The sequence below is a fragment of the Methanobrevibacter oralis genome (genome assembly GCF_001639275.1).
GTDB classification, from domain to species: Archaea; Methanobacteriota; Methanobacteria; order Methanobacteriales; family Methanobacteriaceae; genus Methanocatella; species Methanocatella oralis.
Genome location: NZ_LWMU01000103.1, coordinates 58,978 through 85,697, shown reverse-complemented (window position 1 = coordinate 85,697; position 26,720 = coordinate 58,978). Strand labels below are relative to the sequence as shown.

Annotated in this window: 27 protein-coding genes; 5 read left to right on the top strand and 22 right to left on the bottom strand. The window is 26.7% G+C overall.

Annotated features, from left to right (window positions below; all coding sequences use genetic code 11):
- Positions 1 to 146: 146 nt before the first annotated feature.
- From MBORA_RS08780 to MBORA_RS08760, 5 genes are all read right to left on the bottom strand, one after another.
- Positions 147 to 740: a hypothetical protein gene (locus tag MBORA_RS08780; protein WP_042694487.1), complete on the bottom strand. Its 594-nt coding sequence runs from the start codon at positions 738 to 740 to the stop codon at positions 147 to 149.
- Positions 737 to 1,324: a DUF6891 domain-containing protein gene (locus MBORA_RS08775; RefSeq protein WP_042694488.1), complete on the bottom strand. Its 588-nt coding sequence runs from the start codon at positions 1,322 to 1,324 to the stop codon at positions 737 to 739. The genes MBORA_RS08780 and MBORA_RS08775 overlap by 4 nt, the downstream gene beginning before the upstream one ends.
- A 4-nt stretch (positions 1,325 to 1,328) precedes the next feature.
- A complete protein-coding gene (locus MBORA_RS08770) occupies positions 1,329 to 2,012 on the bottom strand; it encodes a DUF6882 domain-containing protein (protein WP_042694491.1) in 684 nt (227 codons plus the stop codon).
- 9 nt (positions 2,013 to 2,021) lie between these two features.
- Positions 2,022 to 3,257 (bottom strand): LL-diaminopimelate aminotransferase, encoded by a 1,236-nt coding sequence (locus MBORA_RS08765; protein ID WP_042694492.1) that lies wholly within the window; start codon positions 3,255 to 3,257, stop codon positions 2,022 to 2,024.
- Positions 3,258 to 3,483: 226 nt separating this feature from the next.
- Entirely contained in the window at positions 3,484 to 4,863 is a 1,380-nt protein-coding gene (locus MBORA_RS08760; RefSeq protein WP_063720555.1) for an MFS transporter, read from the bottom strand.
- Between the two features lie 700 nt (positions 4,864 to 5,563).
- Here MBORA_RS08760 and MBORA_RS08755 point away from each other — a divergent pair.
- Positions 5,564 to 6,964: a hypothetical protein gene (locus MBORA_RS08755; RefSeq protein WP_042694495.1), complete on the top strand. Its 1,401-nt coding sequence runs from the start codon at positions 5,564 to 5,566 to the stop codon at positions 6,962 to 6,964.
- A gap of 6 nt (positions 6,965 to 6,970) precedes the next feature.
- Here the strand turns inward: MBORA_RS08755 and MBORA_RS08750 are convergent, their stop codons facing one another.
- A complete protein-coding gene (locus MBORA_RS08750) occupies positions 6,971 to 7,429 on the bottom strand; it encodes a hypothetical protein (RefSeq protein WP_042694497.1) in 459 nt (152 codons plus the stop codon).
- Positions 7,430 to 7,438: 9 nt separating this feature from the next.
- A complete protein-coding gene (locus tag MBORA_RS08745; RefSeq protein ID WP_042694499.1) occupies positions 7,439 to 9,106 on the bottom strand; it encodes a glutamate--tRNA ligase in 1,668 nt (555 codons plus the stop codon).
- Positions 9,107 to 9,588: 482 nt separating this feature from the next.
- Between MBORA_RS08745 and MBORA_RS08740 the strand changes: the two genes are divergently transcribed.
- From MBORA_RS08740 to MBORA_RS08730, 3 genes are read left to right on the top strand one after another with little or no spacing between them, the layout of a single operon-like run.
- Entirely contained in the window at positions 9,589 to 10,593 is a 1,005-nt protein-coding gene (locus tag MBORA_RS08740) for a tetratricopeptide repeat protein (RefSeq protein ID WP_063720554.1), read from the top strand.
- On the top strand, positions 10,587 to 11,606 hold the full coding sequence (locus MBORA_RS08735) for an aldo/keto reductase (protein ID WP_063720553.1): 1,020 nt from the start codon (positions 10,587 to 10,589) through the stop codon (positions 11,604 to 11,606). The genes MBORA_RS08740 and MBORA_RS08735 overlap by 7 nt, the downstream gene beginning before the upstream one ends.
- A gap of 4 nt (positions 11,607 to 11,610) precedes the next feature.
- A complete protein-coding gene (locus MBORA_RS08730) occupies positions 11,611 to 12,423 on the top strand; it encodes a class I SAM-dependent methyltransferase (protein WP_063720552.1) in 813 nt (270 codons plus the stop codon).
- A 293-nt stretch (positions 12,424 to 12,716) separates the two neighbouring features.
- Here MBORA_RS08730 and MBORA_RS08725 read toward each other — a convergent pair whose 3' ends face one another.
- The 14 genes from MBORA_RS08725 to hcp all read right to left on the bottom strand — a co-directional run bounded on the left by MBORA_RS08725 (position 12,717) and on the right by hcp (position 24,784).
- Positions 12,717 to 12,935 (bottom strand): ECF transporter S component, encoded by a 219-nt coding sequence (locus MBORA_RS08725; RefSeq protein ID WP_042694501.1) that lies wholly within the window; start codon positions 12,933 to 12,935, stop codon positions 12,717 to 12,719.
- A gap of 27 nt (positions 12,936 to 12,962) precedes the next feature.
- Entirely contained in the window at positions 12,963 to 13,091 is a 129-nt protein-coding gene (locus tag MBORA_RS11400; RefSeq protein ID WP_197017444.1) for a TetR family transcriptional regulator, read from the bottom strand.
- A gap of 185 nt (positions 13,092 to 13,276) precedes the next feature.
- Positions 13,277 to 13,882: an MptD family putative ECF transporter S component gene (locus MBORA_RS08720; RefSeq protein WP_063720551.1), complete on the bottom strand. Its 606-nt coding sequence runs from the start codon at positions 13,880 to 13,882 to the stop codon at positions 13,277 to 13,279.
- A gap of 23 nt (positions 13,883 to 13,905) precedes the next feature.
- Positions 13,906 to 14,619: an energy-coupling factor transporter transmembrane component T gene (locus tag MBORA_RS08715; RefSeq protein WP_063720550.1), complete on the bottom strand. Its 714-nt coding sequence runs from the start codon at positions 14,617 to 14,619 to the stop codon at positions 13,906 to 13,908.
- Positions 14,600 to 16,132 carry an ABC transporter ATP-binding protein gene (locus MBORA_RS08710; protein WP_063720549.1) on the bottom strand — a complete coding sequence of 511 codons (1,533 nt, stop codon included), beginning with the start codon at positions 16,130 to 16,132 and terminating at the stop codon, positions 14,600 to 14,602. The genes MBORA_RS08715 and MBORA_RS08710 overlap by 20 nt, the downstream gene beginning before the upstream one ends.
- Positions 16,133 to 16,171: 39 nt before the next feature.
- Complete coding sequence (locus MBORA_RS08705; RefSeq protein ID WP_042694505.1) at positions 16,172 to 16,366, bottom strand: MATE family efflux transporter; 195 nt, start codon at positions 16,364 to 16,366, stop codon at positions 16,172 to 16,174.
- A 17-nt stretch (positions 16,367 to 16,383) separates the two neighbouring features.
- Positions 16,384 to 18,114 (bottom strand): ABC transporter ATP-binding protein, encoded by a 1,731-nt coding sequence (locus MBORA_RS08700; protein WP_042694506.1) that lies wholly within the window; start codon positions 18,112 to 18,114, stop codon positions 16,384 to 16,386.
- A 1-nt stretch (position 18,115) separates the two neighbouring features.
- On the bottom strand, positions 18,116 to 19,843 hold the full coding sequence (locus MBORA_RS08695; RefSeq protein WP_052331860.1) for an ABC transporter ATP-binding protein: 1,728 nt from the start codon (positions 19,841 to 19,843) through the stop codon (positions 18,116 to 18,118).
- Positions 19,844 to 20,062: 219 nt separating this feature from the next.
- On the bottom strand, positions 20,063 to 20,629 hold the full coding sequence (locus tag MBORA_RS08690) for a TetR/AcrR family transcriptional regulator (RefSeq protein ID WP_042694507.1): 567 nt from the start codon (positions 20,627 to 20,629) through the stop codon (positions 20,063 to 20,065).
- Between the two features lie 360 nt (positions 20,630 to 20,989).
- Complete coding sequence (locus tag MBORA_RS10690; RefSeq protein ID WP_106787263.1) at positions 20,990 to 21,094, bottom strand: cobaltochelatase subunit CobN; 105 nt, start codon at positions 21,092 to 21,094, stop codon at positions 20,990 to 20,992.
- A gap of 69 nt (positions 21,095 to 21,163) precedes the next feature.
- On the bottom strand, positions 21,164 to 21,478 hold the full coding sequence (locus MBORA_RS08685; protein ID WP_042694510.1) for a hypothetical protein: 315 nt from the start codon (positions 21,476 to 21,478) through the stop codon (positions 21,164 to 21,166).
- 165 nt (positions 21,479 to 21,643) lie between these two features.
- Entirely contained in the window at positions 21,644 to 22,876 is a 1,233-nt protein-coding gene (locus MBORA_RS08680) for an ATP-binding protein (RefSeq protein WP_042694512.1), read from the bottom strand.
- 267 nt (positions 22,877 to 23,143) lie between these two features.
- The gene (locus MBORA_RS08675; RefSeq protein ID WP_042694513.1) at positions 23,144 to 23,473 is read right to left on the bottom strand and encodes a cupin domain-containing protein; all 330 of its coding nucleotides are present in this window, start codon (positions 23,471 to 23,473) and stop codon (positions 23,144 to 23,146) included.
- A gap of 3 nt (positions 23,474 to 23,476) precedes the next feature.
- Positions 23,477 to 24,784 (bottom strand): hydroxylamine reductase, encoded by a 1,308-nt coding sequence (gene hcp / locus MBORA_RS08670; RefSeq protein ID WP_042694514.1) that lies wholly within the window; start codon positions 24,782 to 24,784, stop codon positions 23,477 to 23,479.
- A 120-nt stretch (positions 24,785 to 24,904) separates the two neighbouring features.
- On the opposite strand from hcp, the gene MBORA_RS08665 reads away from it, so the two are divergent.
- Positions 24,905 to 25,684: a TrmB family transcriptional regulator gene (locus MBORA_RS08665; protein WP_063720548.1), complete on the top strand. Its 780-nt coding sequence runs from the start codon at positions 24,905 to 24,907 to the stop codon at positions 25,682 to 25,684.
- On the opposite strand, the gene MBORA_RS10370 is transcribed toward MBORA_RS08665, so the two are convergent.
- Positions 25,676 to 26,491 (bottom strand): zinc ribbon domain-containing protein, encoded by an 816-nt coding sequence (locus MBORA_RS10370; protein WP_082853404.1) that lies wholly within the window; start codon positions 26,489 to 26,491, stop codon positions 25,676 to 25,678. The genes MBORA_RS08665 and MBORA_RS10370 overlap by 9 nt on opposite strands.
- Between the last annotated feature and the right edge of the window lie 229 nt (positions 26,492 to 26,720).

Genomic DNA, 26,720 nt, shown 5'->3' with positions numbered 1-26,720 from the left:
TCACAACAAGAAAAACAACAACTAATATTTAAATCTTTTCACAAACACAACAGAAAACACAAAAAGAATCAAAGAAAAATAAAAAAAACTAAAAAATATGTCAAAGAGCTAACAAATTGACAGTCCCAATGCGAAAAAAAATAAAATTACTCATGTCTATACATCAATGGATGATTTTCGCACATTGGATCCTTTATTATATTCCGTTTTAAGTGATAATTCAAAAAGTATAACATCCATTTATTTGACAATTCTTTTAAATTATCATCATCTAATCGTTCATATTCGGAAAAAAAGTCCATTTTATCTCCACCAACAACAATAGCTAGATTTTCTATTTCAAACATTAAAAAGAAATCATTTCTAATATTGTGAATATTAAAATCATTAATATTTGTAATTTCTTTGTGTTTTTCATATTTTGTAAAAAACACATTTAAAAATTCAAAGTCAATAAACTTGATGCTTTTAATTTTATATGTAAAGTCTTCGCTTAATATTTGGTGTTTAAAGTTATAATGTGATAAAAAGTCAATATCTCTTATATCATTATAAAATACTGAAATAAATGAGTTTTCACCAAATCTAGTAATTAAAGAAAATGTATCGTCTCCATGAGGTTTTCCAAGCTCAACATCAATAAAATGGAGATATATTGAATCTTGAGCCATTTCCAGTGAAACCCATTTTCCAGAATTAATTACAACATCTTCAATTAATCTAAGTGATTTAGAATTCATTTAAAAGCCTCACTAAATACTTTAAAAGCTCCTTCCATTTCGTATACATCTCCATCAAATGATTTATCCCATTTAAACTCATATATTTCAATTTGTGAGTTAATACTTTCATTCCAATTTAAATTGAATCCTTCTTGAGATAAAACATTTGCTACCTTTTTACCGATAGTTAATGCTTTTGTTTCATCATTTTTAAAGTCTCCAAAAGTTATTTTTAATTTTTCACTAAAAATGGCTTCTTCAACATCTTCAAAAGTATAAAAGCAAAAGCCATCAACTTCATATTCATTATTTAGCAAATGTGCATAAAGTTCAAAAGCATCACTTACTCCCTCAGCAATATCAAAGCCACAATTGTGTATTGCAATTATTTTATCCAAAGCCAAGTTTTTAAAAGCATTTTTGAGTTTGTTAAAATTAATATTATCAAAATTATTTAATGAAACATTAAATTGAGAAAAATCAACATTTTCCTCAATAAATTGCTCTTCTAATATTTCTAAGATTTCATCTTCGCTAAAAAACCCGGATTTAGCGAGTAAATCAGATAAGTAGTTAATTTCTTCTGCCAAATCAGGATTCATATTATTAATCCTCTAAAAACATTTGAATATGTGTTACATGGCCTCTTTCACTGTAACCTACAATAATACGACTTTCATCGATTTTAGCTACGTCAAAATCATCGTGAGATTTAAAAATATAATTTTTAAGTATTGTATAACTTTTAAAAGCTAATTTTGCATTTATATCAAAATTCTTTTGGAAAGTGTAATAAGTATCTCTAAATTTCTCAACAGAATTATTTTCTTTAATTAAATCAGATTGAAGAGCTACAAATATGTCTATTCCATCTTCATTAACTGCATAATATCCATCATAATCTAGAAGAGAAACTGCACTCATAGCTAAAGTGTGACAATCATCAAAGTTAGCTCTCATTACGGCTAAATTAAACTCTGGTATGAAAAATTCATCTCCAATAGCTTTCATTTGAATAGCTGCTTTAATTAAAGAATCATCAAATCCAATATCATTATCCCATGCCCAAGACCATTGTTTTGCTGAGTCAACATAATAACCTAAGATTTGAACAGGCATTTCAATATTTTCAAAGTTTATACATCCTTTTTCAATATCTAACACACCTTGATTATTTCCAATTAATTCTGATAAGTTTTCTTGTTTATCTAAAGCTAATGCTCCAAATTTAGATAAAACTTCGTGAAATGTATCACCATTTTCAATATTTATGCTTTCTTCTTTAATCAATTAAAACACCTAAATATTTAATTTTGAAATTCTATCCATTGCTTCAGTCGTGTTTTCTAAAGTATTAAATGCAGTAAGTCTTAAATAACCTTCACCACTTGGACCAAATCCAGAACCTGGAGTTCCAACAACATTAGCTTCATTTAACAATAAATCAAAGAATTCCCAAGAATCCATGTTATTTGGGGTTTTTACCCAAATATAAGGCGAATTTACTCCACCACAAACTTCTAAACCCAAATCACATAAACTTTCACGAATAATTTTTGCATTTTCCATATAATAATCAATTATTTCTTGAATTTGTTTTTTACCTTCTTTTGAGAATGTTGCAGCTGCTGCTTTTTGAACAGGGTATGATACTCCATTAAATTTAGTAGTTTGCCTTCTATTCCACAACGGGTTTACTTCAATAGCATTACCTTCACTATCATATGCCATTAATTCTTTTGGAACAATAGTGTATGCACACCTAGTTCCTGTAAAGCCTGCAGTTTTTGAAAAACTCTTAAATTCAATAGCTACTTCTTTTGCTCCTTCAATTTCATAAATAGAATGTGGAACATTAGCTTCATTTATAAATGCCTCATATGCTGCATCAAATAAAATAATAGCTTTATTTTCTTTTGCATAATCAACAAATACTTTTAATTGATCTTTTGTAAGAGCAGTTCCTGTTGGATTATTTGGATAACATAAATAAATTATATCTACTGGATTTGATGGAAGTTCCGGTATAAAATCGTTTTCAGCATTACATTTAAGATAGGTTAAACCTTCATACATCCCATCACCACTCATCTCACCGGTTCTACCAGCCATTACATTAGTATCAACATATACTGTATATACAGGATCAGTTACTGCGATTTTATTAGTTAATCCAAAAATTTCTTGAATATTACCAGTATCACATTTAGCTCCATCACTGATGAATACTTCATCTAAATCAAAGGATATTCCTCTTTTTTTATAATCATTTTCAATTATAGTTTCAGCTAAAAAATCGTAACCTTGTTCTGGACCATAACCTTTAAAAGTACCTGCATCCCCCATTTCACTTACAGCTTCACTAAAAGCATCTACAACAGCAGGTACTAAAGGTTTTGTTACATCCCCAATTCCCATTTTAATAATATTAGCATCAGGATTAGCTTTTATAAATTCAGCTTCTCTTCGAGCAACTTCAACAAAAAGATAGCTGCTTTTTAATTTAAGATAGTTTTCATTAATTTTAACAACCATTATTAAACCTCACTTTATAGTATTTAATTACTTATCACGAATATATTTTACTTTAACGATATATATATTTGCCAGATACTCACAAAAATTTATTATAAAATCAAAAAATTAATTTATTTTATTCAAACTCTGATTTCAAGATTACATCTAATAATAACCCTATAAAAGTTTATATTCTATTTTTTAATATGTGTGGATTTTTTCATTTTCAAAAAAATTAAAAGTATTATTCAATATCGGCTGTTTTATTTTTTATACCAACTAAACATGCCATGATTGAAATAATACCCAATATAGTTCCAATAATACAAGTTAAATTACAACTTGATGTTAAAAGATGATAATATTTTGGGATAATTGGAACATTGCCCATTATCACTGCAAATATAATTGTAAGCATTGCAAGACTCATTGTTTGACCAACAACTCTCATAACAGTAACAGATACAGAAGCAACAGGAGTATCCTCTAATTTTACAGAACTCATAATAATATTTGTATTTGGAGATGAAAATATTCCATAACCAAGACCCTGTAAAATCATGGCAAGTGCAATGACATATAACGAAGTTGACTTGTTTAAGAAAACTAGTATAAATAATGCAATTGTTACAAAAAGCATACCAAAAGCAGCAAGTTTTTGAGGATTATACCTATCTGAAAGACGACCTGAAAATGGAGATATAATAGTTTGTACAACTGGAGTTATAATTAAAAATAATCCAGTTATTTGTGGATCCCAACCCTTAATGTACTGTAAATGATAATTTAAAATATAAATTATAAAGTAAGTTGCAATATAACTAACTACTGAAGCAATATTTGAAAAAGCGAAAACTTTATTTTTAAAAACCCTTACATTATATACTGGATATTTAGCTTTTGACTCAACATATACAAAAATACTAAGAAAAATAAGCCCCAAAATAGCCATTATTAATCCAATACTTTGATTAATTATTGTAAAACCATAAACAAATAAAAAAATGGACACAATCCAAATTAATGCACCTTTAATATCAAATTTATTGCCCTCACCAACTTTCCATTCATCTTTAACTTTAATATAGCATAAAAGAATATAAAGTACAATAAATGGAATTGAAAAATAAAAAATACATTGCCAACCTAAATTATATGTTAAAATACCTCCAAGAACTGGAGCAATACCTAACCCAATATACACTCCTGCTACTACAATACCAATTGCATGACCTCTTTCATTTTCTGGAACCGCCATGGTTACAAGATTCATCACAGTATTATAAATCATGGCTGCTCCAAAACCTTGTAAAACTCTAAATAAAATAAGAAAAATTGGAGAGAAAGCAAGAGGAGTGATTACAGAACCTATTAAAAATATTATAGAACCTATTTGAAATGATTTTTTAATCCCCCATTTACCTGCAAGATTTCCTGTAGGAACCGCAAAAATAGCTACTGAGAATAAAAATGAATTAATAACCCAATTTTGTAGAATATTACTTAATTCAAAATAACTAGCCATTGCAGGCAATGCAACAGCAGGAACAACAGATATATATGCCACTATAAATGAAGCTATTGTAGTAACTAGAATAACATAATTCGTTTTATTAAACTCCATGAAAACACCTCACGTTAATATTAATTTTAGTTAAAATTATTATAAATAACTTCAGAATTTGGTCTGTTAATTTGTTAGTTGAAATTTTGGTTTTTTCATTCCAGCCATTTTTCAATGGACAATCTGATTGAATATGCCTATTTTTATTCTAAATCTCTTTCTTTCTGATTTAATAATTGTTGCGTGGAAATATATTTCTATAGAGTTGTTTGTTTTTGTTAGTTAGTTTATTAGTTCTTACTTTAAAAATAAAAAAATATAAAATCATTATATTTAAAATATTAATTAAACTATTGAAATTGACAAATATTCAGAATTGGTAAAAATAAAATTTAAGACCTGATCTATTCTAAAAACATTTAAAACTCTCAATTATATTTTTAATATGTTTAAAAAAATTTTATTTAATTATTTAGAACTTTATCATTTTCTAATAAATATTAATTTGTTAAAATAAAAAATATCCCTAAAATCTGTTTTAAATTAAATTATATAGTTAAAATTAATATTATAAAAATAAAAATTAGTTTTTAAAAAAAATATTAGTTTTAAAGAATAAAATAGCTAAATTAGTAAAAAATAATCCAAATTTTAGAATTTAGGGTGAAATCAGACGAAATTTTATAACAACAAAACCATTTAAATATATTATTGAATATAATTAATTATAAGTTATAATTTATTTATAGGGTTGGGAAATATGAATGTAATGACTATTATATTATGGATAACAATATTGTTGATTGGTGTAATTGCAATCATATTGGTTAAATTACACTTTCAAAAAGACGAATTAGAATATGACAACAGTTCAATTATTCCAGGAATGGATAATATTCAAGAGAAATTATCTCCAAATGATAATTCTAATTCACAATATTTCTCAAATACACAAGATGCCGTTAATTTAAGAAGTGAAGGCTCTAATCCTATTGATGAATATGGTGGATATATTATTCCAGAAGAAAGAACTAACAATGTTCAAGATATTGAATATGAATCACAAAATCAAGTTCTCATAAACTACGATGATAAAGTAGAGAAATTTCAAGAACCAATGAAGGAAAATCAGATGGTTATTATGAATCAAAGAAACAATGACAAAAAACATGAACTAAAGGATTTATTTACAATTGATGAGTTAATAAATGAATCTAAAAGAAAAGATGATGAAAGACAAAAGGAATCTCAAAAAATCAACAATGAAAAAGATGATTTAACAGAGATTAAAGAAAGCATCCAAAAAAATAAAGAAGAAAAAACCGTTAAACAAGTTCCAACTCATGATATTGCTGATGCTATTAAATCTTCAGAAGAAACTGCAGATGAAAAAGTACCTAATGCATCACAAAAAGAAATTGAAGAAGTAATTACAAAAGCTACAAAAGAAGAAGAAAAAGAAGAAAAAGTTGAAGGTATAACTGAAGCTTTATTAAACACAGAAAAAGAAATTTCAGAACCATCTCTTAAAAGTCCATCTAAAATAGATGATGTGAGTGTTCTTGAAGCTAAAGATAAAGATTATAAATTTGGAGCACCACTTGAAGAATCTGAATTATTTACAATTGATGAAGATGAAATGAACGATTTAGATTATAGAAAAGACTTAGCTAAAATCACAAACACTATTAAAAAATCTAAACTCCTTCAAGATGTAAAAGAAAAATTAAATCCTGAAAGCGAAGAAATTCCCCGTGTTGATGAAACCTACATTAGAAATGCTAATGAATATGAAGAATACGAACCAATTATAAATGAAACTCATGCAGATTATGATGCTAGTTATGAAGAATATCACAGAGCACAAGATCAAAGATTAAGACAAGACAACACACGTAAAGTATTCAATATGTCTAAAAATGAAATTGAAAAACCAACATCCAGAATTAATCCAATTAAAAGCAAACCTGCAAGAGACAATATAAAAATTAAAATAAGTAATAGTGAATATGTGCTTAAAAAAGGCGATGAAATAATATTTAATTATGCAGGAGAAACATATTCAAGTCAAGTATATGCAATTAATGGTGATGATATTTCTGTTAAATACAGACGTAAAAACGTTACTATTAAAGCAGAAGATGTTAAAAAGATATATTAATTCTTTTTAATCTTCATTTAAATAATAGCCATCATCCTCCACAATATATTTAGCCTTATTTATTTTTAAAGAATCAATAATATTTAAGTAAAATTGATCAAGCTCTGCATCGGCATAAGGATATGCAAATTCAAAAGTGTATAAGTTATTATCCCTAATATAGAAAAACTCGTTGCGACGAATCTCTTTCCCATCAGCAATTGAAGTAACTGCATAATAGTAAATATCCTCACCAATAGCTACAAAGTCAGAAGTGTTTAATTCAATTGGAGAATTTTTATAAGTCTCTTCAATGTGAACTTTTAAATCTGTAAGGCCTGCTAAAGTAGGCGTTGTTAAAAACTTAATAGAAAGAGGAATTTGAGGATTTATTAAAGAAAGTTCAACAAAATCTCCCTTATTTACAACAGTTTTAAAGTCTTTCGGAATTTTAAGTGTTACAAATCCATTAGTAAACAATGTCATTTAAATCCCTTATTTATGTGCAAAGTAAAAGATTAACTCATCATCTTTAATTTCATCAAGACGTGCAAAACCAATTCTTTCAAATTGAACAATATCTCCCACTTTTAAATCCCTAAGTGCAATTTCACCAAGACCTCTTTTTAAGCTTGCATCATCCATAACTATTTTAACATTAACATTTTCATTACTTGGAACCCATTGGATAATTTTAGCTTTAATATCTCTTGCATCTTCAAAAGTAGCTGAATGATAAGTTAATTTATTACCACTGACTTCAGCGTTTACAGCATCCATTAATCTAACTACACCATCATTTAAATCATTAAAAGCTAAATATGCACTACCATCAAAGGTTAATAGTCTATTACCTCTATCTAGGTAATCTGCATGAAGTGGTCTTTCAATAACAACACTGCCTGCTTCATATCCATTAACATTAACTAAAATTGGATTTTCAACAAAGAAATATCTATTGGCTATAGGTTCAAGTAAATTGCGATTAAGACCGTAAATTTTTTTCCAACTAATCGCTGAATCGGCCATTTTAACACCAATTTCAGTGATTAAATCATAAATAGCTTTTGGATTAATACCCCGTCTAGCTACTGCCCTTAAGGTTCCAAGCCTTGGATCATCCCAACCACTGTAAATTCCCTCTTCAATACCTGCTAATGCTTTAGAAGTACTTAAAGTAATATCTTCCATTTTTAATCTACCATAGTGGATAAATTCTGGAACATCCCAACCCATATGATTATATAAGTATTTTTGTTTTTCACTATTAGCTAGATGGTCTTTTCCTCTTAAAACATGAGTCATACCCATTAAATGATCATCTAAAGCAACAGAAAAGTTCATCATAGGATATATTCTGTACTTATTACCTAAACGAGGATGTTTTTCATCAACTAACCTCATAGCCACCCAATCACGAATAGCTGGGTTTTTATGTTGGATATCCGTTTTTAGTCTTAATACTGCTTCACCAGCTTCCATAGTATCAAATTTTTCCCATAATTCAAGATTTTCATTAACGCTATTGCTACGACAAGGACAAGCTTTACAATCATCTTTAAGTTCTTTAAAAGTAGCTCCATCACAAGTACACATGTAAGCTGCACCTTTTTCAATTAAATGGCGCGCATAATCATAATAAATCTCAAATCTATCAGATTGATATACAATCTCATCTGGATGAATTCCCAACCATTCTAAATCCTCAGGAATCATCTCATAAGCAGGTTCAAATACTCTTTTAGGATCTGTATCTTCAATTCTTAAGATTAATTTACCATCATGTCTTTTAACATACTCTGCATTAGGAACAGCTGCACGAGTATGTCCAATATGCAAAGGTCCACTAGGATTTGGAGCAAAACGTAAAACAATATTTTCATGAGTTCCAGGAAGCTCTTGAAGTCCAACTTCTTTAACTTGTTTTTGTGTTTTAACCTCAAGATTGAATTTTTCCATTTCTTCTTTTTGTTCATCTAAAGATAATGAATTTACTTTAGCTACAATTTTACCAGCCATTGGCCCAATTTCTTTAGCTTTGCTTCTTAAATCAGGTTCTTGAGACATGATTGAACCTATAACTGCTCCAGGATTTGCACTTCCTTTATGCTTAGCTGCATTTAATAAAGCATGTTTATAAACAATTTCTTCTAAATCATTCATTTAATCATCACAATTTAATTAATAAAAATAAGTAGTTTTATTTATCTATTTATTACTATTAAAAATTTGTTATCATTAGAAATTTAAGATTAATTAATAAACACATGAACTGTCCAATAAGTTGGATAATCATTATATATAGATGTCCAATGTAATGGATAGGGCACTGTCAATTTGTTAGCTCTTGGTCATATTTTAGTTTTTTTTCTTTTTCTTTGATTCTTTTTGTGTTTTATGTTGTGTTTGTGAAAACTGTGATTGGTTTTAATACTAGTTTTTTGTGTTCTTTATTTCTTTTTAAATCTTTCTAATTTTTGATTAACTTATTGATTTTTTTCTTAAATTATTCTTTAGCATATTATTGGGCACTGCCCAAAATTGTCATGATGACATTACAAAAAAAGTATATTACATTTATAAAAAATATATAATAAAGAGAGTTGTTATAAAATCAAGGAGATAAATTCATTAGGATTGATAGAATGACAAAAGAGCTAGAAAAAGCTAAAGAATTAATAAAAAATGAAAAATATAAAGAAGCTCTTAAATTAGCTAAAAAAAGACATGGCAGAGACAAAATTGATGAATATTTAGCTATTTTAGATATGTTAATTGAAAAGGATTACATGAGTGCTGTTGAAGAAAGAGGATTATATCATCAATATTACGATCCAGACCATGATAATGGAGATTATGGTGAAAAATACTTTGATATTTATTTAAAAGCACATCCACAATCTATTAATGCAATTTGTGATAAATCAATGAGTTTATTTAATAAAAATAAGATTGATGAAGCTCTTGAATATATGGACATTGCATATAAAAAATATGATGTTTACTCAGAAGTAGAAAAACCAAGAATTGAAAAAAAGGAAGTTAAAATGGGTAAAATTGAACTTCTAATGCAGGCTAAACAATTTGATAAAGCATTAACTGCTCTTAATAAATATGAAAAGAAACATGGAGCAGATAAAAAAGTAAACCTTTATAAAGGTCAAATGCTTCAAAAAAAAGGTGAAAACAAAGAAGCATTAAAGTACATTGAAGAAAGTTTATCTGAAGAAATAACTCTTGTTGGACTTAATACAAGAGCCGATGCTAATTATGAACTTAAAAATTATAAAAAAGCATTAAATGATTATAAAGAGTGTATTAAACATGAAAAAGAAGTTAAAGATGACTTAGAATTAGTTACTAATTTTAATTATAAAGCTGCATTTTGTGAAATTGAACTTGGAAATTATTCTGGAGCTATTAAGCACTTAAATAAAACAATAAATATGCTTAACAAAAAAGGCAGGCTTCCAAACAATCTAGAAAAAATTTACCAAAAATGTTCTTTTGAAAAAAAAAGAATTATGAAAAAAGGGAATATTAAAGATGAAGAATTTAAAAACACAAAATTCTTGTCAACTAATAAAACAATATATGCATTAATCATGCTTATTGTATTTTATATAATACTAAAAATTATGGGATATTAATAATGAGGCTTGGAAAAACAAATCTTGAAGTTAATAAAAATGGATTCGGAGCACTGCCCATTCAAAGACGAAACAAAAAAGATTCTATCGAAATACTTAAAAGAGCTTATGAAAATAAAATTAACTTCTATGACACGGCTCGTTTTTACTCAGATAGTGAAGAAAAAATAGGAAAAGCCCTAAATGATGTTAGAAACAAAATTATTATTGCAACAAAAACTGGAAGTGAAAAAGAAGAAGACTTTTGGAAAGACCTAGAAACTTCTTTAAAATATCTTCAAACAGATTACATTGATTTATATCAATTTCATAACCTTCCTTTTTGTCCAAAACCTAATGATGGAAGTAATTTATACGAAGCTATTGTAGAAGCTAAATCACAAGGATTAATAAAACATATTGGAATAACAACACACAAATACACAATAGCTATTGAAGCATTGAATTCTGGACTATACGAAACACTACAATACCCCTTTTCTTATTTAAGTGGAAAAAGCGAAATTGAACTAGTTGAAAAATGTAAAAAACTAGATATTGGCTTTATAGCTATGAAAGCAATGGGTGGAGGATTAATTAAAAATGCAAAAGCATCCTATGCTTACATAAACCAATTTTCAAATATCCTCCCAATTTGGGGAATTCAAAAAGAAGAAGAACTTGATGAGTTCTTATTATATGAGAAAACAAAACCCAAATTAGATGATAAGTTAAAAATAGCTATCGATAAAGATAAAGAAGAGCTTAAAAAGAATTTCTGTAGAGGCTGTGGTTATTGCATGCCTTGTCCAGAAGAAATAAATATTAGTATGTGTGCTCGAATGTCTTTATGGATTAGACGTTTTCCAACAGAACCTTACCTAACCCCTAAATATCAAAAAATAATGGAAAAAACCAGAGAATGTGTAGAATGTTATTTGTGCGTAGATAATTGTCCCTACGAACTAGATATTCCAAAATTACTTAGAGAAAATTATAATGATTATATGAATGTTTTAAAAAATACAATGTGATACTATGAAACAAATGATTGAAAACCCTAATGAAGTTGATTGGGTTGGATTTTGGAAGGAAATACTTAAAGATAAAAAAGATAAAGACTGGGATAAAGCAGCTGTTGGATTTTACAAAAGATCTAAAAAGGACGACTATCAAAATGCATTGTTTTCAAAATTAATACTAAATGAAAATGACACAGTATTAGATCTAGGTTGTGGTGAAGGTTCAATTACAATACCTCTAGCTAAAAAGGTTAAAAAAGTAATAGGCTATGATTTATCTTCTAAAATGTTAGAATTTCTTGAAAAACGTGCCCAAGATAATAATATAAACAATATTGAAACAATACAAAAATCTATTGAAGAATTAAAATATGATGAAATAGGCGATGTTGATGTTGTTGTAGCTTCAAGATCTCTAAATGGAATCATGCCAATTGATGAAGTTTTAAGCGAAATTAATAAAATAGCTAATAAATATGTTTTTATTACATTATTTGGACCTGAAAATCAAAAAATGGAAAAAGAATTTGATGAACATATTGGTAAAAAACGTACAAACTTCCCAGCACATGATTATTTCTTTAATATTTTATATAATATGGGAATTTATGCTAATATTGAAAGATTAAACTTAAATGTTTACAGAGAGTATGATAATCTTGAAGAAGCTATGGATAATGGTAAATTCAACCTAGATTTATATACTGATGAAGAAAAAGAACGATTAAGAGAATATTTAGATAATCTATTATCTGTTAATCCGAAAAATGGAAAACTGTACTACACAAAAGATAAGCCCGACTGGATTTTAATTTGGTGGAAAAAATAAAATTAGAAAAATAATAAATATCTTGATGTTTTATCAAAGTATTCTTTATACTTTTCACTATATTTTTCTAAATAAAAATGTTCCTCTTTATCATTATTAAAAACTTAACAGCTTCTAATATTTTATTGCTATCTTTAGTATATTCTGATTTTGATCAATTAACATAAGATACCATAATTTTAAATTAGAATACCCTTTTACAATAAACATTATCTCAATGGGCAAACCTAGCAATAATGCAAAATAAATCATTAAAATTCCCCAAAGAGTAAATGGAACTTGAATTAAAAAAATTATAAAAGCAGATAAGATTGCAGACCCTTTTTCCTAATTAAATATCCAACCATCAAAATTGGAAAATAATATATTCCAGTTAAATATATGTCTAAAAATGGAAAATTCGTTAACCATCCTGCGAAATAAGTTAAAAGAATATATAAAACTCCCAATGCTACAGCCATCACTGCAGTTATCATTATATCATGTGTAGACCATTTATTATCATTATTCATAATACCACCAATAGACGATACCGTCGATTAATACTTATTATAAATATTAAAATAATAGTAAAAACCTCCCTTAGAAAGAGAAGTTTCATTAATAATATCCTCCATGGTCACATTAAAATATCCTTTCTTTAAAAAAACTTTAAAAACTGCATCCAATATATCTTTAACTCTCTTCGGAAGTTTTTTTAATATATTCTGTCAAAAAATCACATTGTATTCTTATTAACTGAATTATAAATTCTTTATAATTTAATTGCACTTTATATTATATACATTTATTCAAAACAATTCCTCAATATACTATCACTTCTAAAAAAAATAAAAAAATAAAATTTTGAGTTTTATTCTATTAAACCAGACTTTTTAAAGTGTTTTTCAATTATTATCATCCCAATCCATGCACCTATTATTGCACAAATAACATTTAAGATTAATAAAACAAAAAATGTAGACCACGTAAAATACTGAATTGAAGAATTAATTGCATTTTCTGAAATACCAAAATTAGAAGCTCTTTCAAGTATATATGATGATCCAAAAGCAAAAATAGGTAAATCAATTCCTAAAAAATCAGATAATGCAAAAGCAACATATGCGAGAGATATTTTTCTAGAAGAATCATATTTTCCCGCCAATATTTCTGCTATTGCCCCACCAATAACTATTGCAATAAAATGATAAACATGACCAGAAGCTAAGGAAATCAATCCAAATATTAATCCTGAAATGAGAAATACTCCTCTTTTTTGTATTTTAATAGCCAATAAAACATAAATTACACCAATTACAAGGAAAACGGCAGCATTTGAAAAAAAACTTCCAATAATTGTCATGCAAAATAAAGAAGATATAATCATGTATATTATTATAGCTAGAGCGTTAAAAACACCTATACTTATAAAATCTCTTGCGGTTAATTTTTTATCATTTTTTAATTTAAATTTCATTTTTTTTAACTCCATTAAATTTTTTAAAAAACTCCAATATAAAAAATAAAAGTAAATATCGAAACACCTGATATAATTAAATAATCAAATACTGCAAACTTTAAGTCAAAAAGCTTTGTTTTCTGTTTTTCACTATCTAACCCCCTTAACATTGCATAAGCAGATAATTCATCTGAAATTTTAAAACTTCTAATTAAGATTGGAACAATTATATATTCCATGTAATCTAATGGCTTTTTAATAATCATTTTAGCAGAAAAGTTTATTCCTCGAATTTTCATACTATCTCTTAAATAAGCATATTCTTCTAATATGGTTGGTAAAAACCGAAACATTACTGAAAATGGTAAAATTATATATTTGGGTATTTTCAAACTTTCAAGAGCACTTATAAATTTAGATAACTTTGTTGTTTTGAATATATAAAATCCGATTATTCCAAAAACAAAAAGGCGCTCAACGACATATAATAAAGTTGATAAAGCAATATTAAACCATATATTCGTTATATAAGCCGATGATAAATCTACTATTAAAAGTATGGAAAATATTAAGAAATATTTAAAAGATTCATTAAATACTCCTTCAAAAATACTTAAAAAGATAAATAAACCTAAAATAAATATCATATATCCAATCTCAGTAAAATAAAACATCATAAATCCAATAATTAAAATTAATAAAAATTTTATCCTAGGATCTAATTGGAAAGTTAATTTAGATATTTCCTGAATCATGTTTTCCACCCAACAGTAATCTTTTAAATAAATCAATATTTTCATTATTTAACTTAAAATCTTCCAATATTTTAGATTCTTTTAGATATAAAATCCTTGTAGATACTTCTAGAAGAAATTCAAAATCATGTGAAATTATAAAAATAATTTTTCCCTGTTTTGACAAATCTAAAATCAAATCACATACATATTTCATATTATTATAATCTAATCCACTTGTAGGTTCATCAAAAACAATTACATTCTTTTTTGAAAGTATAGAACATGCAATTGTTACCCTTTGTTTTTGACCTCTTGAAAGTGTTGTTGGATGATTCTCAAGGCAATCATATAGTTGAAGCTTTTTTGCTAAAATTTCTATTTTTTCATTTAAATTATTTACATCCAAATTAGCTAATTCTAACTCTTTTTTAACACTATTTTCAAATAACTGATAATCTGAATCTTGCATTACAAAATAAGAATTTTTTAATCTATCTTTATCAGATTTAACATTATTATTGATTAAAACTTCACCACTATTCTCCTTTAAAAGCCCAGATATAATTTTAGCCAAAGTAGTTTTTCCAGCTCCATTTTCACCAATTAATCCTAAAACTTCTCCTCCAAAAACCTTTAAATTAATATTATTTAGAATTTCTTTCTGATTGCTTTTTTCATAGAAAAATAGTTTATTTTTCATTATATTGGCATTTGAATATGTAAAACTAATATCTTTAAGCTCTAAACAATAATTTTCATTAATGTGCGTTTTATTATTCTTAAAATCGATTTTATCAATGTCAATAGATCTTAAACCTAAATGATTAAACTCAAAATTCGACATTTTTGATATATCACTAATGGAATATGTTTTTTTAATCATTCCATCCTCCATATGAATCATTTTGTCAAATAAAGCCTTAAGATAATAAATCCTATGTTCAATTATTATAACTGTGTGTCCATCATTTTTTAACAATCTAAAAAGTTCAGATAATCTATTAATAGAATCAAAATCAAGATTAGCTGATGGTTCATCAAAAATATAAATTGAAGGACTAATTACAGCTGCAGATGCAATTGCAATTTTTTGTTTTTCCCCACTAGATAATTTAAAAATATTTTTATCTTTCAAATAGTCAATGTTAAAAAAAGAAAACACATCATCAACTTTTTTGAATATTTCATCTTTATCCATAGCCATATTTTGACAAACGAATGAAAGTTCATCAGTTGTATCTGTTGTAAAAAATTGAGAACGAGGATCTTGAAAAACAGACCCTACATGTTCTGAAATTTCATGTAGAGCTAAATCCTTTGTATTATTCAAATTTATAATAATATCTCCACTTAAAATTCCATTATAAAAATGAGGAATTAACCCATTAAAACAGTTGAAAAGTGTACTTTTACCTGATCCACTTATTCCACTTATTAAAATTACTTCATTATCATTTATATTCAAATTTATATTTTTTAAAATTTCTTTATCTTTTTTATAAGAAAAATTTAAGTCTTTAATTAATATCATGATTAAAACTCCTAATCTTAAGTGGCTTTTTAAAAACATTTACCATAATGGAAGCTCTTTGTTATTTTTTAAAACTAATATTTCAGTTAAAATATACGAATCTGCTCCATTACCAAAAGTTAAACCAATCCCAATTATAACCTGTATTAAACGGAAAGTCACAGATACAGCTGCAAGTTGACTTGTTCCTAGACCTGAAACAAAAATCCAATCAATACATTCTTCCTTATTCAAATAAAAACCCCTAAAAATTAAATATTTAAAAAATTATACTCTTTTGATTTTGACTGAGCATTCCAAAGATTTTTATATAGTCCTTCATCTTTAATCAAATCATTATGAACTCCTTTTTGAACTATTTGGCCATTATCAAAAACTAGTATGTTATCTGCATTTTTAATAGAGTTCAAATTGTGAGCAATTACTAATATGGTTTTATTCTTTACAAGCTCACTTATAGCTTCTTGAATTTTAGATTCATTTATCGGATCTACATTACTTGTAATTTCATCCAATATTAATATAGGTGCATCCTGTAAAAATGCCCTTGCAATTGAAATTCTTTGTTTTTGTCCTCCAGAAAGACCTAAACCATTTTCACCAATTATAGTATCATAATCTTCAGGCAATGTCATTATAAAATCATGAATCATTGCTCTTTTAGCTGCTTTAATTACCTCTTCCCTATTTGCATTTTTATTTCCAATTTTAATATTATTATAAATAGTATCAGCAAATAAAATTACATTTTGCATAACAATACTCAAATTACTTAAAACATAATCATAGTCCATATCCTCTATATTAATATCTCCAATTTTAATTTGTCCAGAATCTGGATTCCAAAATCGTAAAAGTAAATTAGTAACTGTAGTTTTTCCAGACCCTGATGGTCCAACAAGAGCCGTTAGTGTATTTTCAGCTATTTCAAAATTAACCTTTTTAAGTTTAAAATCATCATCCTCATATGAAAATTCCACATCTTCAAATGAAATATTAAATTTCTTAGCTTTCCTAGGACTTGTAGGATTTGTTATAGTTTCTTCATTCAAAAACTTTAAAATTCTTTTATAGGAATCTGACACTTTAATATAATTTAACCAATGCAATTCCATGTCAAAGAAAGGTTTATAGAATTCCCTACTTATTATAATAAATATTAGATATGTTGAAATAGATATATTACCTTTAAAAAATAAATAAGCTCCAGTTATTAATAAAATTGAAAATCCCAACTCCAAAATTAAATTGTATAAACCTAAATATTTTGCATTGAATTTAGATAAACTTTGACTACTTTTAGCAAATTTTATAGCACTTTTTTTAAGTTTATTTTCAAACGTTTTATTCTTATTAAATGCTTTAATTAGTGGAATGCCTTTAACATACTCAACAAATAAGCTAGCCATATGCAGTAAATTATCTTTAAGTATTTTTTCTAAATTTTTACCAGATTTAATACCATAATACAATACAAAAATAGCGAATGGTAATGGAACCATCATAACTAAAGCAAGCTGCCATTTAATTATCGTTAATAATATTCCAATCAATATTGCAATAATAAAATCACTAATCATCCTTGACCACATGTGTGCAACTACCCCCTCCATATTATCAACATCTTTATGGATTATCATGCTAATTTCCCCTAATCTTTCATTAGTATAAAATCCTAAGGAAAATTTTTTAAGCTTTAAGATTATTGAGGATCTAATTTCTTCAACTATTTCAAAACCAGAAAAATGTTTTAAAATGTCAGCAACACCATTTGAAATTACTTTAACTAAAAGTAAAAAAATTAATAAAATCCAATAAAATATTAAATCAATATCTGCACCTTCAATGATTTTTGATATCATATCTAAAACCAAAAATAAAATTCCAATACCACTTAACGAATATAAAACAAACAACAATATGGAAAAAGCTAGCATCCCCTTTGCCTTAAATGTCATACTATTAAATATTAATTTATACATATTATACCTCCTTAATTTGCCAATTATCTACTTGATTCTGTTTATTTAGCATTTCCCTATATTTTTGGCAATTTAAAAGAGTATCATGTTTTCCACTACAAATTACTTCGCCACGATCCATTAAAAAAATATTATCAAGGTTCTTAATTGTGTTTAAATGATGTGCAATTATTATAAGTGTTTTATCTTTTCCAAGACTATTAATTGCATCATGAATTAAAAATTCATTATCAGGATCAATAGCAGATGTAGCTTCATCTAAAATAATAATTGGAGAATCCTTTAATATCATTCTTGCTATTGATATTCTTTGTTTCTCTCCACCTGAAAATTTAACACCATTTTCACCTAATAATGTGTCATAACCATCTTTTAGAGAAATTATGAAATCATGAATCCTTGCTTTTTTAGCTGCTTCAATAATCTCTTTTTTAGATGCATCTGGTTTTCCAATACGAATGTTCTCTTCAATTGATAAATTAAACAAAAAAACATCTTGTTGCACTATAGAAATCAAGTTAGAAAGGTTTTTTTCACTTATATTGTTTATATTCACACCATCAATTGTTATAGAACCAGCACAGACTTTCCAAAATCCCATTATCAAGTTTGCAATAGTTGTTTTTCCACTACCTGAAGATCCTATGATTCCCGTTTTTGAGTTTTCCTTAAAAGTCATGTTAATATTAAATAAAACTTTTTCATCACCATTATATGAAAAATCTACATCACTAAATATAATATCACCATTTTTTGGATTTTCTACCAAATCACTTTTAATTAATGGATTAACACTTAATATAGTGTTAATTTTTCTAATTGACTCATTTAGGATAATATTGAAATGTTGAAAAGTAGGTAGTTTATTTATTGTTTTTGAAAACTTTTCAGCCAATATAATGGATAAAATAAAAATCATTACAGATATTTTTCCATTAACTAACAGATTAGAACCTATTATTATCAATAAAACTAGCCCCAACTCTGAAAAAAATGAAATTAAAGACATAGGAATAGTTATATTTAACATTTCAGATTTAACCCATTTTATATAATCTTTCATATCCATTAGAACTTCATCTGTTTTAGTTTCATTATTACTAAATGCCTTTATTACAGAAACTGTATTGATATACTCCACCAAATTTTCAGACATTTGTTTAGAACTTTCTGTAAATTTTCTTACTGAATCTTTTAAATAGTAATCAGTCAACTTTTTGAGAATGAATATTATGGGAATTGTAGAGACTAAAGATAACGCAAGTCGCCAGTCAAAAAATAAAATAGTTATAACAATTAAAATTTGAATTAAAAACAATGAATTAATTTCGGGTAATGCATGAGCTAAATACAATTCTATTTGTTCAACATCATGATTTATAATATTTGAAAAATTTCCAATTTTTTTATCTTGAAAAAACCCTAGAGATAACTTTTTTAAGTGTTTTATTATGCTTAACCTTATCTCCACAAGCATTTCATAAGCTTTTTCATGTGTCTTCCATATTGACAATCCATAAAAAAAAGACTTTAATATGGAAAATGCTACAATAAAAATAGATAAAAACAACAAATTATTAAAATCTATCGAGTTAAACATGATTTTATTGATAATATAAACTACAAACAATATAGGTAATATCTCAAATATAGATTTTAGTAATATTAAAATGTCTGGAAATAAGTTTCTCTTTTTTAAATATTTTACTGTTAAAGTTTCATCCAACATTATATAACCGCCAATAATAAACAAATGTTTAATTTTACTTTATAATTTTAGAAAAATACAAAGATATTAATAAGAAAAATCTAAATTAACAATTTAAACAATTAAAAAATATTGAATATCATTGAATTATAAATGAACTTATGTTCAATATTATCTTATAATTAAGACCTATTTAAATGTTACTATGCATCATAAAAATTGAAAAACAGATTAAAAATATTATTTAAAAGCTGTAAAATAATACTCTGCAAATAAATCAAGCATATCTTCAGCCCACATTTTCCCATTATAATGACGAGCTATTTCAACTATACCTTCAATAAATGTATTGGCTAAAATATGTATAAAAACATCCTCAAATTCCAATTTATTATTAAAAGATAATTTATCCCTATTTTCTTTTATATGTTCTGTTAAAACTTCAATTAAATTTTCTTTATAGTTTGCATGCTTAGTTCCAAAACTTTTGTCAATTAAAATAACAAATTCTTTATGTTTATTTAAAAGATCTAAAATAGATTTCCTTTCAAATTCAACAAAAGTAGCATAAGGATTAGTTGATTCATTATTTTTCAAATTTTCAAAAGAATTATTAGTAATCGGACTTACAACCTCATCAAAAAGAGTCTCTTTATTTTCAAAGTAGGAATAAACAAGACCCACAGAAACATCTGCTTCATTAGCAATGTCTCTTAAATTAGCATTTTTAAAATCCTTTTTATAAAATTCATTCAAAGCAGCTTCAAGAATTCTATTTTTAACCTCTTCTTTTAAAACTTGAACCATACTACTCACTATATTCCATATTAATATTATCTATGATAAATATTTTATCATGTCAATTTAACAAGATTATCAATATATTATTGTTTATCTTTAATTCTTTTATTTATTTTATCAATAACCTTATCCATCTTATTTCCCCACCCAACAACATCATCAAAAACCACAACATCCACTGAACCACCTTGAAATTTCTCCATTAGCTATTTTTTCTTCAAGCCAAGATTCTGTTTCAATATAGGAATGTTTAAGGTTATTTAAAAGCTTTTTATTGCAATTCCTAAGACCTCTAGTGTTTACTTCAATTAATCTTCTAGATATTTCTTCTAAGGCATAAGGATTATTTTCTTGAAAAAAAATCCTTCATTTTTCATCTAAAACAAATTTATTAGCTACTTCATCAAATATCCAATCATCAACAATTTCAGAGGAAGCTTTCCATTCATAAAGATAAGTCACTCTTTTCATAATATCTGATGCTCATTATACCCATGTTTTTTCATAGCTTCAAGGTTAATGCTACCAACAAGCATGTCTTCAGTTGCTGAAACCTGGTAATTCTACAATTTCAACCTTTTTTTCAATGACATTTAAATCTTCTTTTTTAGAATTACATGATTCGCACAAATCATCTGGACTACATGAAAAAACACAATTAGAAACTACTTTTTGATTTGGCAATATTGAAGGTAATGCCCTAACTGCAGTTGATTTTGAGGTTCCTTTTTCTCCTTTAATTAAAACACCACCAATTTTAAAGTCTATTAAATTTAAAATAAGTACAATTTTCATTAAATCTTGTTCAACAATAGCACTGAATGGATAATTTAAAGTTTTTTCATGGTTTATCATAAGAACACCTTTAATAAAAAAAATACAATGTTAATAAAGATTTAACTAAAGTTATTAATTAAGTCTTAGTTAAAATTTAGTATATGGTGGTTAATAAATATATTTAATACTTTTTATTAAAGCATTGCTTTAAATGAAAAATTGTTAGTAAAAATAAGAGAATTTTTAAATAATATCCCTTGAATTTCTTAAAAAGTTAATCACATTTATGTTCTCAATTCCATCTCTAGATTGATTAATCTTATCCATACTTAAAACATATTTTGGATAATTATCTTTAACCATAAGCAATGGTTTAAATTCACGGTTAATTGTTTCTATACTGTCCAATATATACGCAACTTGAATGTAAATTTTTTTACCATTCTTTTTAGCTATAAAATCAATTTCTAAGTTATTAACACATCCAATTGTAACTTTATAATCATTCCTAAGCAATTCCAAATAAACAATGTTTTCAATAATTCTTCCAGTATTTTTTTGTTTATCATCCACTTGAGAGAAATAAAAACCTTGATCTATTAAATAATATTTTTCTGAGCCAGAAATTTCTTTTTTACCAATTAAATCTTCACGGGATACTTTTGATAAGACATATGCATCTTCCAAATATTTTAGATAATTATAAATTGTTGCTTTTCCAATTCCCCAATTTTCATGTTTTAAATAATTGTACAATGAATTAGCAGATATTAAACTACCAATATGGCTAATTAAAAACTTCATTATCCTATCAAACAATCCGACATTTCTAAGTTCATGACGCTCAATTATATCTCGTAAGACTATTGATGAAAATAAATCATTGAGTATTATTTCTTTATTATTATTAATTGCAATGCTTATTGGAAAACCACCATATATTAAATATTCCTCAAAATAATTCTCAATTTCACTATATAATTCATTTTTTATTATAGGTTTTTCATTGATTTCCTCTTTAAAATCAAGGAATTCATTAAATGAAAACGGATACATCTCAATTGAAACATATCGGCCAGTAAGATAAGTTGCAAGTTCACCAGACAATAATTTAGAATTTGATCCAGTTATGTAAATTTCAACATTGGGCAATTTAAAATAGCTATTGACACTAATTTCCCATCTTGAAACATTTTGAATTTCATCAAAGAATAAATAAACTTTATTTTCATGTTTACTAATAAAATTTAAAATAATTTCATCTAATTCTTCTTTTGAATTAATATGATTATATTTAGGAAGTTCTAAATCCATTAAAAGTATATTCTCTCTACTAACACCATTTTTAATTAATTCCTCAATGATTAATTTTAAAAAATAAGATTTACCCGAACGTCTTACACCAGTAATTACTTTAATTAAATCTTTATTCATAAAACTTTTAATTTTATCCATGTACTCCTTTCTTTCAACCATGATATCCACCTAAATAACATATATAAAACATTAGCTTATTAAATAATATATTTGTTTTATATAAAAAACTTTCTACTAAAAATTAAGAAAAAAGTTTTATAAAAAAAATATAAAGATTGATTAATATTTAGAATAATAAGTATAATTGCCTTAATATTTATTTTAAATAGTTTTTAGAGGAAAAAAATTATAATGTAGCTGAAATAATGAATTTAAAAATAGAGCAATAGCTATGAAAATTCATAGCTATAAATATGTATTTTAGGATTAATCTGACTTAATCATAGTCAATATCATTTTATAAGGACCATTAACAGCCTGAAGAGCATGTGGTTCATTTGCCGGCATTATAATAATTTCACCAGCTTTTACAGTATTTTTGTTGCCGCTGATTGTTATTTCAGCTTCACCATCAATAATTTGAACCATAGCATCAAAAGGAGCTGAGTGTTCTGATAATCCTTGTCCTTGGTCAAATGCAAAGAAAGTTACAGTACCTAGCTCCTTTTTTATTACTTCACGACTGACAACAGTGTCATTTTGATATTCAACTAAATTTTGTATATTTAGAGCTTTAGCTTTAATATCTTCATTCATTATTTATTCACCCAATATTGTTTTAATGTCTGCAATTGCATCTCCAGAAATTGGAGTTAAGTTGTAATTTTCAACTAAGACATTTATAATGTCATCATTACACCATGCTGGAAGAATAGGTCCCAACCACATATCGGTTTTTCCAAGGTAGAGTAATGCCCAAAGTACAGCTGCTGCTTTTTGTTCCATCCAACTAAGTACAATAGTTAATGGTAACTCATTTAATGGTAAATCAAACAATTCAGATAAAGCTAATGCCACATCAACTGCTACAATAGTATCATTACATTGACCTACATCTAATAATCTTGGAATACCTTCAATATCTCCTAAATCTAAGTCATTGAATTTGTATTTACCACAAGCAAGTGTTAAGATAATTGTGTCATTTGGTAAGTTTTTGACAAATTCTCGGTAATAATCATTATGACGAGCTGCCTTATCACAACCCCCCACAACAAAGAATCTTCTGATTTTACCCGCTTCAACTAATTCTTTAATTTTATCAGCATGTTCTACAATAGCTCCTGCACTCCAACCAGTAGTAATAGTGGTTAATTCCTCAGCTTCAAGACCGCCTAATGATTTTGCACATTCAATTACTTCTGAAAAGTCGTAATTTTCTACAGTTTTCACACCTTCAAGTTTAGCTACATCCATTGTGAACATTCTTTCTTTATATGCATCTAATGCAGGAAGTACACAGTTACTTGTTCCAACAATAGCTGCATTGTATTTTTTAAAGATTGTTCTTTGATCATGCCATGCCCCACCTAATTGACCGACTAAATGTTTATATTTATTTAATCCAGGATAACCATGAGCTGGTAACATTTCTGAGTGAGTGTATACATTAACTCCAGTTCCTTCAGTTTGTTTTAAAAGTTCTTCTAAAGCTTTCATGTCATGTCCAGTTACAATGATAGCTGGTCCTTCTTGAGCTCCAACTTTTACTTCAACAGGTCTTGGTTCGCCATAAGCTTTAATATGAGCGTTTTTAAGTAATCTCATTACATCTACACTTTTTTCTCCAGCTTCAAGAGCTAAAGCAACTAAATCTTCAACATCGAAGTTAACATTAGTTAAAGTTGTATATAATCCTTTTGTTAGAAATGCGTCAATTTCTGGATTATATTCTCCTAAAACATTTGCATTGTAGTTGTATGCACTAATACCCTTCATTGTGAAAATTAAGTTATCTTGTAACCTAGCTACGGTCGGTATTTTACCACAAACCCCTCTAACAGTACAGCCAGTACCCCTAGCGGTTTGGGAACACTGATAACAAAACATGTCTAATCCATCTGCCATAATACTAATCTCCTTAAAAGTCTATAATTAAAAGTTAACTTAAAAAGTATATAAGTATTTTGTCACTATTTCAGGGTGAAAAGTGATAAAGTTATAAACTCCTACCACCATATTATAATTATGGATGAAGATATAGACCTACTTAAAAGAATTGGACTGACAATGTATGAAGCAACGACATATGTAAAACTCACTTCATTAATCACAGCTACAGCAAGTGAAATTAGTGAAAAATCGAACATTCCTTCAAGCAAAATATATGATGTTTTGAAAAGCCTTAACCGAAAAAATTTTATCACAATCGAAGATGGCAGACCATTAATTTATCATGCAAACTCCCCAGTTGAAGTATTAAGTCGTGAAAAAGACAAAATTGATAGTGAAATTGATGATTCGATTACAAGACTAACTAATATTTATGAAAATGGAATGAATCAAGTCCAAGCTCCAATATGGAGAATATATGGTGTTGAAAAAATCATTTCAAAAGAATTAGAAATAATTAAACGAGCAAAACATACAATAAATATGAGGATAGGATTTTTATTTGAATGTGAAGGAGAAGCTCTTATTAAAGCTTTTAAAAATAGATCAGATTTAAATATTAATATTCTAGCTTCCCCTAAATGTTACATAAACCAGAGCGAAATTGATATTATAGATTTATTTAAAGAAGCTGACATTAATATTTACAAAGCAGATGTTCCATTTGTTAAAGTATTAATATCTGATTCAAAAGAAATGCTTCATACTTACACAAAGTTTTCTGAAGATAAAAGAAATGTTCTTCCAAATACTGCTATTGGAATCTGGAATAAATACGAAGATATAGCTAGAAATTATGATGAGAGATTTATAAATCAGATGAAAAAAATTAAAAAGAAAGATAATTTAAAATAATTTATCTTCAACATCTTTACCTTCATTTATTGCTTCTGTTGACTTAATAATATCTACTAAAGCCCAGATCCAAACAATTATTACTAAAACAATACCAATAATTATTACACATAAAATAGCGGATACAATATATGCAATAATAAATGTTAAACATTTATTATTTAATCCAACATATAAATGACCTAAACCTGGAAATATTATGCTTAATAATGCTGCAACTCCCACACTTTTTTCTTCTAGATTTGCAACACGAACACCACAATTAGGGCAAATTACTGCATTAACATCAATTTCTGATGCACAATTAGTACAATATTTAGTATTTTTAACAGAATTACCCGAATTAACCATCGAATGACCACAATTAGGACAAAATTTAGCATCACCCACTTCAGTTCCACAAGATGGACAACTTAATGTGGCTTTTTGGTCTTCTACAGGTGATCCACAATTAGGACAAAATTTAGCATCCCCAATTTCAGCTCCACAATTAAAACAGAAATTAATATCTCCTTCATCATCAGCTTCTACTTTAGCCCCACAAGAAGGACAAAATTTAGCATCACCCATGTCAGCACCACAGGAAGGGCAAGACTTTGATTCTTCTTGATTAAAAGATTCGTTATTTACTTCCAAATCATCCTCTTGATTATTAAAATCTTTTTTTATTTCAGCATCAATTACAGAGTTATCTAAATCCTTAACAGATGATTTTTCAATAACTTCCTCATCTAAAAGTTCACATCCACAACTAGGACAAAATTTTCCATTTTCTATTTCTAAACCACAATTTTTGCATTTAAGCATAATAACACCAATTATATATCTAATTTACATTAGTATATGTTAAAAAATAGTTAATAAAACTTTCTTAAAAATAGCATGCAAAATAAAATTATATATAGCTATTAAAGTTAATTAATAGCTATAGTAGATATTGTGGACAGTTTTTGTATATGGGCAGACATATACCGAAACCATCATTTAAATAATTATTTTATATTTTTGGAGGAAAGAAATATTTATTATCTAGAGC

Bases quoted from the DNA above. Each gene is read 5' to 3' on its own strand.
- MBORA_RS08780 (WP_042694487.1), bottom strand. From the start codon at position 740: ATGAATTCTAAATCACTTAGATTAATTGAAGATGTTGTAATTAATTCT.
- MBORA_RS08775 (WP_042694488.1), bottom strand. From the start codon at position 1,324: ATGAATCCTGATTTGGCAGAAGAAATTAACTACTTATCTGATTTACTC.
- MBORA_RS08765 (WP_042694492.1), bottom strand. From the start codon at position 3,257: ATGGTTGTTAAAATTAATGAAAACTATCTTAAATTAAAAAGCAGCTAT.
- MBORA_RS08760 (WP_063720555.1), bottom strand. From the start codon at position 4,863: ATGGAGTTTAATAAAACGAATTATGTTATTCTAGTTACTACAATAGCT.
- MBORA_RS08755 (WP_042694495.1), top strand. From the start codon at position 5,564: ATGAATGTAATGACTATTATATTATGGATAACAATATTGTTGATTGGT.
- MBORA_RS08750 (WP_042694497.1), bottom strand. From the start codon at position 7,429: ATGACATTGTTTACTAATGGATTTGTAACACTTAAAATTCCGAAAGAC.
- MBORA_RS08745 (WP_042694499.1), bottom strand. From the start codon at position 9,106: ATGAATGATTTAGAAGAAATTGTTTATAAACATGCTTTATTAAATGCA.
- MBORA_RS08740 (WP_063720554.1), top strand. From the start codon at position 9,589: ATGACAAAAGAGCTAGAAAAAGCTAAAGAATTAATAAAAAATGAAAAA.
- MBORA_RS08730 (WP_063720552.1), top strand. From the start codon at position 11,611: ATGAAACAAATGATTGAAAACCCTAATGAAGTTGATTGGGTTGGATTT.
- MBORA_RS08725 (WP_042694501.1), bottom strand. From the start codon at position 12,935: ATGAATAATGATAATAAATGGTCTACACATGATATAATGATAACTGCA.
- MBORA_RS08720 (WP_063720551.1), bottom strand. From the start codon at position 13,882: ATGAAATTTAAATTAAAAAATGATAAAAAATTAACCGCAAGAGATTTT.
- MBORA_RS08715 (WP_063720550.1), bottom strand. From the start codon at position 14,619: ATGATTCAGGAAATATCTAAATTAACTTTCCAATTAGATCCTAGGATA.
- MBORA_RS08710 (WP_063720549.1), bottom strand. From the start codon at position 16,132: ATGATATTAATTAAAGACTTAAATTTTTCTTATAAAAAAGATAAAGAA.
- MBORA_RS08700 (WP_042694506.1), bottom strand. From the start codon at position 18,114: ATGTATAAATTAATATTTAATAGTATGACATTTAAGGCAAAGGGGATG.
- MBORA_RS08695 (WP_052331860.1), bottom strand. From the start codon at position 19,843: ATGTTGGATGAAACTTTAACAGTAAAATATTTAAAAAAGAGAAACTTA.
- MBORA_RS08690 (WP_042694507.1), bottom strand. From the start codon at position 20,629: ATGGTTCAAGTTTTAAAAGAAGAGGTTAAAAATAGAATTCTTGAAGCT.
- MBORA_RS10690 (WP_106787263.1), bottom strand. From the start codon at position 21,094: ATGAAAAGAGTGACTTATCTTTATGAATGGAAAGCTTCCTCTGAAATT.
- MBORA_RS08685 (WP_042694510.1), bottom strand. From the start codon at position 21,478: ATGATAAACCATGAAAAAACTTTAAATTATCCATTCAGTGCTATTGTT.
- MBORA_RS08680 (WP_042694512.1), bottom strand. From the start codon at position 22,876: ATGGTTGAAAGAAAGGAGTACATGGATAAAATTAAAAGTTTTATGAAT.
- MBORA_RS08675 (WP_042694513.1), bottom strand. From the start codon at position 23,473: ATGAATGAAGATATTAAAGCTAAAGCTCTAAATATACAAAATTTAGTT.
- hcp (WP_042694514.1), bottom strand. From the start codon at position 24,784: ATGGCAGATGGATTAGACATGTTTTGTTATCAGTGTTCCCAAACCGCT.
- MBORA_RS08665 (WP_063720548.1), top strand. From the start codon at position 24,905: ATGGATGAAGATATAGACCTACTTAAAAGAATTGGACTGACAATGTAT.
- MBORA_RS10370 (WP_082853404.1), bottom strand. From the start codon at position 26,491: ATGCTTAAATGCAAAAATTGTGGTTTAGAAATAGAAAATGGAAAATTT.